This is a genomic window from Streptococcus sp. HMSC10A01, from assembly GCF_001807785.1.
In the GTDB taxonomy this organism is placed as follows: Bacteria; Bacillota; Bacilli; order Lactobacillales; family Streptococcaceae; genus Streptococcus; species Streptococcus gordonii.
In genome coordinates this window covers 80,167-91,960 of sequence record NZ_KV790967.1, presented here as the reverse complement: position 1 = coordinate 91,960, position 11,794 = coordinate 80,167, and the positions used below count along the sequence as shown (strand labels likewise).

Sequence of the window (11,794 nt, the reverse complement as noted above, 5' to 3'; positions counted from 1 at the left end):
ATTAGAATAAACCTAAAATCCGCATCAGAGGGAAGACAAAGAGCAAACTGTCAAAGCGATCCAAAACACCACCATGGCCAGGTATAAACTTACCAGAATCTTTGACACCATAATGACGTTTAATGGCGCTTTCCACCAAGTCTCCAAACTGTCCAGCTATACTAAAGAAAATAGCATATAAAACCAAAAGCCAGCGATTATGCGGAGCAGCCACACTTCCATCAATCAAAACAAAAATGAAAGTGACTACCATCGCAGACGCGATACCACCGAGGGCACCTGCAACAGTTTTATTGGGTGAAATTGTTGGAGCTAGCTTTTTCATACCAAAACGGCGACCAAAGAGATAAGCACCACTATCTGTTGCCCAAACAATTAGAAGAGCCAAAAGCACCTTGTTTAGGCCTGCAACTCGAGCATCTAAAAGGGCATTAAAACCTGATCCCACATAGAAACTAACTGCAATCGGATAGACCACATCATCAAAAGTATAATTGCTACCAACGACTATAGATCCCAATAAGCAAAAGACGACTAGAGTATAAGCAATCACATTTCCATCAATCGGCAAAAAGGTAAAATAATACTCAATCGGAACTGCTAAGACAAAGGCCGCCAGCATAGCCAACATACCTTCAAGAGTTGTCGTCGCTAGGCCCTTCATTCGGAGCAATTCATGTACTGCCAACATGGCTAAAACACCTACAACAATCTGAAAAGCGACCCCTCCTAATACGACCAAAGGAAGGAAAATTGCAAGAGCCACTCCCGCAAAAATCAATCTCGTCTGTAAATCCTTATCCATATATTCTCCTAAACACCACCAAAGCGTCTCTGACGCTTACTATATTCTTCGATAGCTTCTTTTAAAGATTTTTCATTAAAATCCGGCCACAAAGTCTTTGTAAAGTACAATTCGCTATAGGCACTTTGCCAAGGAAGGAAATTACTAAGACGTAATTCTCCGCTAGTCCTGATGATCAAATCAGGATCCCGCAAAATACGAGGCAGGTTACTTGTCTGTAAATAATCCCCAATCATTTCCTCGCTGATATCACCTGGGTTAAACTTGGCATCCAAAACTTCTTGAGCAATATTTCGAATGGCTTGAGTTAATTCTGCCCGTCCACCATAGTTCAAAGCAAAGTTCAAAATCAAGCCAGTATTGAGTTTAGTCAGCTCTTCTGCTTTAACCAAAGCATCATATGTAGCCTTAGGTAATCTAGCCACATCGCCAATCATTTGAATCTTTACATTGTTTTTGTGCAATTCTGGCACATAACGCTCATAAAACTCAACAGGCAGGTTCATGATAAATTTGACTTCTTTTTCTGGTCGAGACCAGTTTTCTGTTGAAAAAGCATAGACCGTCAAAACCTGGACGCCCATCTCTTTGGCTGCAATGGTGACATTCTGCAAAGCCTCCATACCCGCCTTATGTCCAAACACACGAGGTTGCAGTCTCTTCTTGGCCCAACGGCCATTTCCATCCATAATAATCCCAATATGCTTTGGCACCTGTAGGGGGATGGTTACTTTTTCTTTCTTTTTTAAGTGAAACATAGCTTTATCCTAAATTTTAATCATTTTATTATATCATAAATCTAACAAAAGTGTTGTTTTAGCAAGTTTTTTGACAGTGAGCACCCAAAACTAGGCTAAGAAGCTTCGTAAAACCACTCATTCACAGCCTCTTGTTCTTTTGAAAGGCCTTACCTGCTTATATTATAGGCTTTCCTCTTTTATTTTTCAAGAAATGCCCCAAAACTACAGACTCTGATAAAAAGGTAAAAAAAGAATCCGAGATCCTCAGATTCTTTTTCTTATTCTTCGATAGCAGATTCTTCCACACCATCAGCCTCAATCGCTACTTTTGCTTCAGGATCAACTTCTGCTTCAGCTTGTGGTAAGACTGTCTTGATCGCTGTTAATTCAAAAGTCAAATAAACGCCATCAACATCCAAAACAACGGTCCGTTTTTCAGTATCCACTTCATCAACAGTTCCATACAAACCGCCAATTGTGATGACCTCATAACCCTTTTGGAGCTTATTCAAGCTTTCCATGCGTTTTTCCGCTTGTTTTTTCTGTGTGCGGTTCATGTAGAAAATCAATCCAGCCATGACCACAAACATGATAATCATTTGGTATCCCATAGTCGTCTCCTTTCGTTTTTCATGTCTTCATTACTATAACAAATTTCTCTTTTTTTTACAAGAGAGGACTGTTCTTTCGACCTGACTACAAAAGGCTTTAAAGACGATTTTAAAAGACTTTTTTAACATCACTAATAGCTGGTCTATCTTTTAAAAGTTCAAGAGAAAGGGACTTACTTAGCCCCCTCCTTTTCCTTAATAACCAAGACACCATCTTCTAAATCAGCTGTCAAATGCTTAGCATCTAGATTATCCAAGTGGAAGTCAGTCACCTTGTCACGAATTTGTTGCTCGATAACTCTACGGAGTGGACGAACACCCATGACTTGGTCATAACCAGCGTCACGTAGGAATTCCTTAGCTGCATCAGATACAGCTAGATCAATTTCTTTCTTGCTCAAGGTTTGATTTACTTCGATCAGCATGAGATTCACAATCTCCATCAGATCCTCTTTCTTGAGATGAGAGAACTCAATAACCGCATTGAAACGATTGAGGAATTCTGGACGGAAGTAAGCTTTGAGTCGGTCCATCAGATCAGGTTTTTCTGCATCTTCTTCTAAGCCAGCTTCGTAGCCAAATCCAGCATTGGAAGTCGCAATGATGACTGTGTTCTTGAAGTTAACTGTATTCCCTTGACCATCTGTCAAACGGCCGTCATCCAGAACTTGCAGGAGAAGGGTAATCACTTGTGGATCAGCCTTTTCAATCTCATCCAAGAGAATGATAGAGTATGGATTGCGACGTACCCGCTCTGTCAGAGTATTGTTATTGTCATCATAACCAACATATCCTGCAGTCGTACCAATCAGCTTAGACACAGCAGTCCGATCAGAGTATTCAGACATATCCAGACGAATGATGGCCTCTTTAGTACCGAACATATCCAAAGCTAGTTGCTTAGCAAGCTCCGTCTTACCAACACCTGTCGGACCAACAAAGAGGAAGCTACCAATTGGGCGATTCCCTTCATCAAAGCCTGCACGGTTACGTCGGATAGCTCTAGCCACAGCTTCTACAGCCTTGTCTTGGCCGATTACTTTAGCTTTGAGACGGTCATTCATGCCCTTGAGGCGCTCAATGTCGCTAGCACCCATTTGAGATACTGGTACGCCCGTCATACGTTCAACAGATTCTGCCACGTCGTTGACTGTAGCTGTCACCTTCATATCCTCAGTGTGGTTTTGAATTTTCTTTTCAAGCTCTTCAATGCGAGTCTTAGCATTGAGGGCTGCTTCGAAATCTTCTTTTTCAACAGCGGCTTCCTGCTTGTCTTTTTGCTCAGCGATTTCATGCTCGACCGCATGGACATCAGTCACTGGATGTTGAGCCGCCAAGTGGGCTGCCGTTACATCAACCAGGTCAATCGCCTTATCTGGCAAGCTCCTTTGTGGAATATACTGAACAGAGTAGTCCACAGCAGCCTTCAGCACTTCATCTGGCAGGATGACATTGTGGTGTTTTTCGTACAAGTCACGAATACCTTGGAGAATCTTATAGGTATCTTCTGCAGATGGTGCATTGACTTTAACCTCATTGAAACGACGAGCTAGAGCCGCATTTTTGAGAATAGTGTTACGGTACTCATCCTGAGTAGTAGCCCCGATAACTGTCAACTCACCACGAGAAAGCGCTGGTTTGAGAATATCCGCTAGTCCCTTAGAGCCACTATCTCCACCGGTAGATCCTGCTCCTAGAATTTGATGAATTTCGTCAAAGAATAGGATGATGTTGCCAGCTTCCTTGACTTCATTGACTAAGTTTTGGATATTTTCTTCAAAGCTACCACGATACTGGGTACCAGCTTCCAGACCAGAAATATCAACAGAAATAATTTCCTTGTTCTTGATAGCCGCTGGTACATCACCATTGACGATAGCCTGAGCCAAACCTTCCACTACAGCGGTCTTTCCGACACCTGCATCTCCGACCAGAACTGGATTGTTCTTAGTCCGACGAGAAAGGATTTCAGCTGTTTCTTGGATTTCCTTATTACGCCCAATGACTGGATCTAATTTACCATCACGAGCTTCTTGAGTCAGATTGCGACCCAGCTTAGCCAGGATGCCATCTTGCTTAGGTCCATGACCAGCAGTTTGTAAATCCTGTTCACCCGTTCCTTGACCAGGTAGTTTACCAGTAGCACGATATTGTGCAAATTCCTCTGGCGTCACTTCACGGCCGTTAATTAGGTAACGACGGTTTTCACTATTGTAACCACGCATTCCAGCCATTAATTGATTAAATAAGTCATCCATATTATTAAAATTGTTGTAATTGTTATTCATATTTATACCTCTTCATTTTCAAGAATTGCAAACGATATTTTGTTTCGTATTTTCGTTTACATTTGTAATTGTATCATGGTACAAAAGGATTGTCAACAAATTATGCTCAATTTTTAAAAAAAATTTACAAGTGTAATCACTTGAGTTTCTATCCTTATTTTTTTCTACAAGGTTGTATTTTTGAAAGAAAAATACAAAAAAAAACAGACATCCAAATTTGAATATCTGTTTTTCTATATTGTACTTAAATTTTTATGCTTTTACTTCAATAACAGCATCACCTTTGCTTACTGTCCCTTGACCTACTGGAGTTACAGAAGCATAGTCCGCAGTATTCGTCACGATAACCATAGTTGTATCTTCGAGACCAGCTGCAGCAATCTTAGCTGAATCAAATGTTCCTAGAACATCACCTGCTTTGACTTTATCACCTTGTGCTACAGTGTGATTGAAACCTTCACCATTCATTGATACCGTATCAATACCAACGTGAATCAAGATTTCTGCACCATTAGAAGTTTTAAGACCATATGCATGTCCAGTCGCAAAAGCAATCGTAACCTCTGCATCAGCCGGAGCATAGACAACTCCCTCGCTTGGCTTGATTGCCAAACCTTGCCCCATAGCTCCGCTTGAAAATACTGGATCATTAACATCTGCAAGAGGAACAACTTCCCCAGCAACTGGAGCAAGAATTGTTTCGTTTTGGAGGGACACAGGAATGTTACCTGTTGTTTCTTCTTCAACCAAACGTTCTGTCTCTACTTCAGTAGCTACTTCTTCTTCGTCTTTATAACCAAAAGCATAAGTCAATCCAAAACCAAGACCAGTCGTTACTAATACCATAAAAATGTACTGAAGAATTTGACCATTTAGGTAAAGAAGGGTACCAGGAACAATTGTGATACCAAAGCTAGTTCCTGCCAACCCTAAAGTGTTTGCGAACCAACCACCTGCAGCACCAGCAATCAGACCCATGATAAATGGTTTTCCGTAACGAAGGTTAACCCCAAAAATAGCAGGTTCAGTGATACCAAGTCCCGCAGAAAGAGCTGCTGGGAAAGCAAGAGCTTTGAGTTTTGGATTCTTCGTTTTAACACCAACCGCAAGTGTTGCTCCAAGTTGAGCAGTCATAGCAGCTGTAATAATAGCATTAAGTGGATCTGCTCCTGTTGAAGTTACCAAGTTAGACTCAAGTAGATTGAAAATATGATGGACACCTGTCACAACAATAACTTGGTGAACTCCACCAAGAACTAAACCACCCAAACCAAGTGGTAGGCTAAGTAACCAAGTTGTAGCGACTTTAACATATGATTCAACCTCGTGAAAAACAGGTCCAATGACAAACAAAGCTAAAATAGACATTACTAAGAAGGTCAAAAATGGTACAACTAGTAAATCTAATACATCAGGAATTCGCTTATGGAGCCACTTTTCAAGTTTTGCACCAATCAAACCAACAAAAAATGCTGGTAAAACTGAGTTTTGATAACCGACAACTTTAATAAATCCGAAGAACAAAATTGGCTTAGCATCTCCAGAAGCAACAGCCCACGCATTTGGTAAAGCTGAGTTAACCATCATCAATCCTAGAACCAAACCAATCAATGGATTACCACCGAAAACACGGAAGGCAGACCAACAAATTAAGGCTGGAAAGAATGCAAAAGCGGTATCTGTTAGAACAACTGTATAGGTATAGAAGTTTGTTGCTTTAAAAGCTTCTGCAGTTGTACCAAACAAAGATAATACTTGGTCCTGTGCAATCGCACCACGGATACCCATAAACAACCCTGTTGCAACAATAGCTGGTAAAAGTGGAACGAAGACGTCACCGAAAGTACGAATAGCTCGTTGGAACCAGTTTCCCTGTTTGCCAGCTTCTTCTTTCATATCTTCTTTAGATGATGTTGGCAAACCAAGTGCAACAACTTCATCATACATTTTATTGACTGTACCAGTACCAAAGATAATTTGGTATTGACCTGAATTAAAGAAAGCTCCTTGAACCTTATCCAAGTTCTCAATCACTTCTTTATTAATTTTTCCTTCATCTTTGACCATAACGCGTAGACGAGTCGCACAGTGGGCTACACTGTTGACATTTTCGCGTCCACCCAAGGCTTCGACGACCTTTTTTGCAATATCCTGATTGTCCATTTGCAAAAATCTCCTTATTAATTTGTTAAACTTTTTTGAAAGCGATTTAATCACCTTTACGAATATTATTTTACCATGATCTAAAAATATGTCAAGCGTTTTGCAGAAATTTTATTTTTTATGTGTTTAAAGTTGATTTTTAGGCGGAAAACGTTTACTATAGTAGTAAGAAAAAATACATGACGGAGGAATATGGTTTGGCTTGGACAACTGAAAAACGCTACAGACGCTACGAAGACTGGACTCAGGATGAAGTGCAGCAGATTAAGGAGAATATTGCAAAATCCCCTTGGAGGGCCAGCTACCATGTGGAACCACAGACTGGACTTCTCAATGACCCCAACGGCTTTTCTTACTTTGATGGCAAGTGGGTTGTTTTCTACCAAAACTTCCCTTTCGGAGCAGCACACGGCCTCAAATGCTGGGTACAACTGGAGAGCGATGACCTAGTTCACTTTACTGAAACTGGGCTCCGTGTACTGCCAGACACCGCACTAGACAGCCACGGCGCTTACTCTGGCTCTGCCATGCAGTTTGACGACAAGCTCTTTCTCTTCTACACCGGAAATGTCCGTGATGAGAATTGGGTGCGTCACCCCTATCAGATTGGTGCCTTGTTAGACAAATCAGGCAAGCTGGAAAAAATTAACAAGGTCTTGATTGAACAACCTGCTGAAGCGACTGATCATTTTCGCGATCCCCAGATTTTTAACTACAAAGGTCAATTCTACGCTATTGTAGGTGGACAAAATCTAGACAAGCAAGGCTATATCAAACTTTACAAGGCAGTTGATAACGATTATACCAACTGGAAAGTCGTCGGTGTTTTAGACTTCGCCAATGACAAGACAGCCTATATGATGGAGTGTCCAAACCTTGTTTTCATAAATGACCAGCCAGTCCTGCTCTATTGCCCTCAAGGTTTGTCCAAGGATGTACAAGACTATAGCGATATTTATCCAAACATGTATAAAATAGGTCAATCGTTTGACACAAACAAAGCTGCTATGATTGATCCTAGCCCTATCCAAAATTTAGACTACGGCTTCGACTGCTACGCGACCCAAGCTTTTAACGCGCCTGACGGTCGTGCACTGGCTGTCAGCTGGTTAGGTCTACCTGATATAGAATACCCATCTGACCGCTTCGACCATCAAGGGGTTTTCTCTCTCGTCAAAGAATTGACTTTGAAAGACGGCAAGCTCTACCAGTACCCAGTGCCTGCTATCAAGGATTTGCGAGCAGAGGAACAGCCTTTCACTGCTCTGGCAGAAAGCAAGAACAGCTACGAACTAGAACTAGATTTCGCTGCGAACACCGAGCACGAAATCATCCTCTTTGCGGACAAGGATGGCAAGGGACTACGCATCAATTTTGACCTCAAAGCAGGTCAAGTAACGGTTGATCGCAGTCAAGCGGGTGAGCCATTCGCTCTGGACTTTGGAACCAGCCGAAGCTGTAATATTGACAAAGAAGCAACAAACGCTAGTATATTTATAGATAAATCAATTTTTGAAATTTTCATCAATAAAGGAGAGAAAGTATTTTCCGGCCGTGTCTTCCCGAGAGAAGACCAGACAGGTATTGCCATTACCAAGGGCAATCCAACCGGTACTTACTACGAATTAGATTATGGTCGCAAAGCTAACTGATGTAGCAAAACTTGCAGGAGTCAGCCCAACAACTGTTTCCCGCGTCATCAACAGAAAAGGATACTTGTCCGACAAAACGATTTCTAAGGTTGAGGCAGCCATGCGAGAGTTGGCCTACAAGCCCAATAATCTGGCGCGCAGCCTCCAGGGAAAGTCGGCCAAGCTAATTGGACTCATTTTCCCTAATATCAGCAATGTCTTTTATGCAGAATTAATTGGTAAATTGGAGCACGAGCTCTTTAAACAGGGCTATAAAACCATCATCTGCAATAGTGAGCATGACTCTGATAAGGAGCGTGAATACCTTGAGATGCTGGAAGCCAATCAGGTGGACGGCATCATTTCTGGTAGCCACAATCTGGGCATCGAGGACTACAATCGCGTGACTGCTCCAATCATTGCCTTTGACCGCAATCTTTCGCCGGATATCCCTGTCGTCTCCTCAGACAACTATGGTGGCGGAGTGCTGGCTGCTCAGACCTTGGTCAAGGCTGGAGCCCAAAACATCATCATGATTACTGGCAATGACAACTCTAATTCCCCGACTGGTCTGCGCCATGCTGGCTTCGCCTCTGTTCTTCCAGACTCCCCAATCATCAATGTATCTAGCGATTATTCTCCCGTCCGAAAGGAAATGGAAATCAAGCACATTTTGACCCATGAGAAGCCAGATGCTATCTTTGCTTCAGATGATTTGACAGCCATTTTAATTATGAAGGTCGCTCAAGAGCTGGACATCAAGATTCCCGAAGATTTAAAAATCATTGGCTACGATGGCACCTACTTTGTGGAGAACTACTACCCACAGCTGGCAACAATCAAGCAACCACTGAAAGATATTGCTCATCTATCTGTGGACCTACTCCTCAAAAAGATTGCTGGTCAAGAAGTTCAAACGACTGGTTATTTCCTACCAGTTAGTCTATTACCTGGCAAAAGCATTTGATTTTTATCCCAAAAAAGACAACCTCAAAAAAGGAGGTTGTCTTTTTTATGTCTAATCTTTCAAAAAACTCTCAGACTATTTATCAAAGCTTTCTAAGGCTTTTTCACGCTCTTCAACTTGACCCTTAGCGTCTAATTTTTCGCCCTTGTAAACTGTGGATTCCCATGATCCATACATTGGGTTAGGGAAGATGATGAATTTTTCACCAAATTCTTTTTGAAGTTCGTCCAATTTTTTGTCACGCTCTTCAGAAGATTTTTTGGAGAAGTCTGCAAAGTCAACTAAATTATCCCCAAATAGCATAACTAGATTTGTCGTTTCTTGAACCTTTTGGCGACGTCCTTCTTTTGACTTGACGCCTTCTTCCAAGAACATCAAATGGTCACGCCCCTGAACAGGAATGCCTTCTTTTTCTAGGTTCTTAATGGTTGCATCTACCTGACTAGCCGCACGGTCAGAAACATAGTAAATTTGTACACCATTTTCATTAGCAAATTGGAGGAATTCCTTTGCTCCTGGAACGGCTTTAGCCTCAGCCTTTTGGACCCAAACATCCCAATTTTCAGGTGTAAATGCTGTGCCATCTTTTACATTTTTCACTTGGTAAGGGCTGTTATCCAGTACAGTCTCATCCAAGTCTAAGACGATGGAATAAGGTTTTTCTGTCGGTGTCTTTAATAATTCTTTCAGACGATTCGTTGCAACGTTATAGCCTTGAAAATACAATGCCTTGGTTTCAGCCGCCTTTTGATACCAAAGAGTAGACATGGTATTTTCTTTCGAACGAAGCTGTTCATAGGTCATCGAAATCTTATTATCCGATGTACTGCTCTCTGTTGTCTTATTTTCTGTTGATTTCGAAGCACAGCTCGTCAAAATAATAACTGATGCCAATGCAGAAAAAATAGTTACGGTAGCTTTCGTTGCTTTCATAAAAAAACATCCTCCTAATATTAATCTAATAAAATTATAACGTTTTCATAACGATTGTCAAGAAAGAGCCTTATCTGAGCATCTAATAATTCGCTATTTTTTGAAGGACTAGCTTCACGTAAGGGTTTTGATCTTTTGTATTACTTCACCACTAGCTCCATCTGCATTCTTTTTAGATTCCTTACACCAAAAAAACCGAGATAAGAATCTCGGCTTTTTATTCTTCTGTAACAAATTGACTCAAAATCCCATTGATAAACTTACTTGATTTTTCATCTGAGAATTTTTTCGCCAGCTCAATAGCCTCGTTAACTGCAACAAGCTGTGGTGTCTCGTCGTATTCTAGTAGCTCATACAAACCTAAACGTAGAATATTTTTCTCTACCAGAGTCAAACGATCTAAGGTCCAACCAGCCTTCAAATACTGAGTAATCTTATCATCGAGCTCACTTTTGGATTGCATTACGCCATTAACTAGATTGAGCAAGAAGATCGGAAGTTCAACTTGTTCCTCTTCTTCTTTATCATGTAGATAAGCAAAGCGACAAGCTTCAACTATATCCCCATCATACTCCAGACTCATCAATGCCTGAAATGCGCGCTCACGTAAATCACGTCTTGAGTCTACCATTACCTTACTCATTGAGGAAATCCTCGTCAAATAAATCAGCCATATCTGGTTTTGGAGATTTTTCTGGAACAATACCTGCAACATGGACATTAACAGCTGACAAACTTACATCTGCCATATCATGGACAGCACTTTTCACAGCCTTTTGAATAGCCATAGCAACGGTAGGAACCCCTACACCATATTCCAAGTAAAGATAAATATCCACTGTCACATCGCCATTATCCGCAGTATGAAGATAGACCCCACGACTCAAAGAACGCTTAGCTAAGCTATCTGACATACTCTTGTTTGCAAAAGAGTGAACTCCGTCTACTTTTGCAGTTGCAATCGCAATGATTTTTTCCAAAACGCGTGGCGCAATAACAATTTCACCTAATTGTTCAGTTGCCATAGTGATTACCTCTTCTATATTATGCGCGAGAAACGTAAGTTCCTTCTGCAGTGTTGATGATCAATTTTTGTCCAACTTCAATAAAGTCTGGAACGTTAACAACAAGACCAGTTTCAAGAGTAGCTGGTTTACCAGAACCAGTTACAGTAGCACCCTTGATTGATGGTTGAGTTTCAGTTACAACTAATTCAACAGTTGTTGGCACTGTCACACCAATCACTTCGCTTCCATAGAACTGGATTTTTACGTCAGAGTTTTCAAGGATGTATTTCAATTCATCTTCAACATTGACTACTGGGATTTCATATTGGTCATAGGTTTCAGTATTCATGAAGTAAGCAGTGTCATCCATTTGGTACAAGTATTGAGCTGGAACAGTTTCAATAATAGCTTGCTCAAATTTTTCTTCTGGACGGTAGCTTGTATCAAAAGTTGAACCAGTACGGACGTCACGCAATTTCATACGCATGATCGTATTTCCTTTACCTGGTTTATGGTGGCTTGCTTCCAAAACGCGGATCAATTTGCCATCAGCTGTTTCAAAAGTCATACCAGCTTTCAATTTACTTGCTTCAATCATGTGATTTTTACCTCTTTAATAAATAATTTACTCTTTATTGTACCATAAAGC

The 11,794-nt window shown here is 41.1% G+C and carries 11 protein-coding genes; 2 read left to right on the top strand and 9 right to left on the bottom strand.

The window, feature by feature from the left end; genetic code table 11:
- Position 1: 1 nt before the first annotated feature.
- The 5 genes from HMPREF3108_RS03840 to HMPREF3108_RS03820 form a co-directional block, all read right to left on the bottom strand.
- Positions 2–805 (bottom strand): phosphatidate cytidylyltransferase, encoded by an 804-nt coding sequence (locus tag HMPREF3108_RS03840; RefSeq protein WP_048777225.1) that lies wholly within the window; start codon positions 803–805, stop codon positions 2–4.
- An 8-nt stretch (positions 806–813) separates the two neighbouring features.
- Positions 814–1,563: an isoprenyl transferase gene (locus HMPREF3108_RS03835; RefSeq protein ID WP_048777228.1), complete on the bottom strand. Its 750-nt coding sequence runs from the start codon at positions 1,561–1,563 to the stop codon at positions 814–816.
- A gap of 260 nt (positions 1,564–1,823) precedes the next feature.
- Positions 1,824–2,156: a preprotein translocase subunit YajC gene (gene yajC, locus HMPREF3108_RS03830; protein WP_061596484.1), complete on the bottom strand. Its 333-nt coding sequence runs from the start codon at positions 2,154–2,156 to the stop codon at positions 1,824–1,826.
- Between the two features lie 173 nt (positions 2,157–2,329).
- On the bottom strand, positions 2,330–4,444 hold the full coding sequence (locus tag HMPREF3108_RS03825; protein ID WP_070493367.1) for an ATP-dependent Clp protease ATP-binding subunit: 2,115 nt from the start codon (positions 4,442–4,444) through the stop codon (positions 2,330–2,332).
- Positions 4,445–4,696: 252 nt separating this feature from the next.
- On the bottom strand, positions 4,697–6,607 hold the full coding sequence (locus HMPREF3108_RS03820; protein ID WP_070493364.1) for a sucrose-specific PTS transporter subunit IIBC: 1,911 nt from the start codon (positions 6,605–6,607) through the stop codon (positions 4,697–4,699).
- A gap of 197 nt (positions 6,608–6,804) precedes the next feature.
- Between HMPREF3108_RS03820 and HMPREF3108_RS03815 the strand changes: the two genes are divergently transcribed.
- Complete coding sequence (locus HMPREF3108_RS03815) at positions 6,805–8,259, top strand: sucrose-6-phosphate hydrolase (RefSeq protein WP_048777277.1); 1,455 nt, start codon at positions 6,805–6,807, stop codon at positions 8,257–8,259.
- The gene (locus HMPREF3108_RS03810) at positions 8,240–9,205 is read left to right on the top strand and encodes a LacI family DNA-binding transcriptional regulator (protein ID WP_048777232.1); all 966 of its coding nucleotides are present in this window, start codon (positions 8,240–8,242) and stop codon (positions 9,203–9,205) included. The genes HMPREF3108_RS03815 and HMPREF3108_RS03810 overlap by 20 nt, the downstream gene beginning before the upstream one ends.
- A gap of 75 nt (positions 9,206–9,280) precedes the next feature.
- On the opposite strand, the gene HMPREF3108_RS03805 is transcribed toward HMPREF3108_RS03810, so the two are convergent.
- The 4 genes from HMPREF3108_RS03805 to efp all read right to left on the bottom strand — a co-directional run bounded on the left by HMPREF3108_RS03805 (position 9,281) and on the right by efp (position 11,743).
- Complete coding sequence (locus HMPREF3108_RS03805) at positions 9,281–10,138, bottom strand: 5'-nucleotidase, lipoprotein e(P4) family (protein WP_070493361.1); 858 nt, start codon at positions 10,136–10,138, stop codon at positions 9,281–9,283.
- Between the two features lie 217 nt (positions 10,139–10,355).
- Entirely contained in the window at positions 10,356–10,781 is a 426-nt protein-coding gene (gene nusB / locus HMPREF3108_RS03800) for a transcription antitermination factor NusB (RefSeq protein ID WP_045504424.1), read from the bottom strand.
- On the bottom strand, positions 10,774–11,163 hold the full coding sequence (locus HMPREF3108_RS03795; RefSeq protein ID WP_008809845.1) for an Asp23/Gls24 family envelope stress response protein: 390 nt from the start codon (positions 11,161–11,163) through the stop codon (positions 10,774–10,776). Before HMPREF3108_RS03795 ends, nusB begins: the two co-directional genes overlap by 8 nt.
- Positions 11,164–11,182: 19 nt before the next feature.
- Positions 11,183–11,743, bottom strand: a complete 561-nt coding sequence (gene efp, locus HMPREF3108_RS03790) for an elongation factor P (protein WP_009754238.1) — start codon at positions 11,741–11,743, stop codon at positions 11,183–11,185.
- Between the last annotated feature and the right edge of the window lie 51 nt (positions 11,744–11,794).

What these genes read in the sequence shown, in the direction of transcription:
- HMPREF3108_RS03820 (WP_070493364.1), bottom strand. Translation starts at nt 6,607, where the DNA reads ATGGACAATCAGGATATTGCAAAAAAGGTCGTCGAAGCCTTGGGTGGA.
- HMPREF3108_RS03825 (WP_070493367.1), bottom strand. Translation starts at nt 4,444, where the DNA reads ATGAATAACAATTACAACAATTTTAATAATATGGATGACTTATTTAAT.
- efp (WP_009754238.1), bottom strand. Translation starts at nt 11,743, where the DNA reads ATGATTGAAGCAAGTAAATTGAAAGCTGGTATGACTTTTGAAACAGCT.
- HMPREF3108_RS03810 (WP_048777232.1), top strand. Translation starts at nt 8,240, where the DNA reads ATGGTCGCAAAGCTAACTGATGTAGCAAAACTTGCAGGAGTCAGCCCA.
- HMPREF3108_RS03840 (WP_048777225.1), bottom strand. Translation starts at nt 805, where the DNA reads ATGGATAAGGATTTACAGACGAGATTGATTTTTGCGGGAGTGGCTCTT.
- nusB (WP_045504424.1), bottom strand. Translation starts at nt 10,781, where the DNA reads ATGAGTAAGGTAATGGTAGACTCAAGACGTGATTTACGTGAGCGCGCA.
- HMPREF3108_RS03805 (WP_070493361.1), bottom strand. Translation starts at nt 10,138, where the DNA reads ATGAAAGCAACGAAAGCTACCGTAACTATTTTTTCTGCATTGGCATCA.
- yajC (WP_061596484.1), bottom strand. Translation starts at nt 2,156, where the DNA reads ATGGGATACCAAATGATTATCATGTTTGTGGTCATGGCTGGATTGATT.
- HMPREF3108_RS03795 (WP_008809845.1), bottom strand. Translation starts at nt 11,163, where the DNA reads ATGGCAACTGAACAATTAGGTGAAATTGTTATTGCGCCACGCGTTTTG.
- HMPREF3108_RS03835 (WP_048777228.1), bottom strand. Translation starts at nt 1,563, where the DNA reads ATGTTTCACTTAAAAAAGAAAGAAAAAGTAACCATCCCCCTACAGGTG.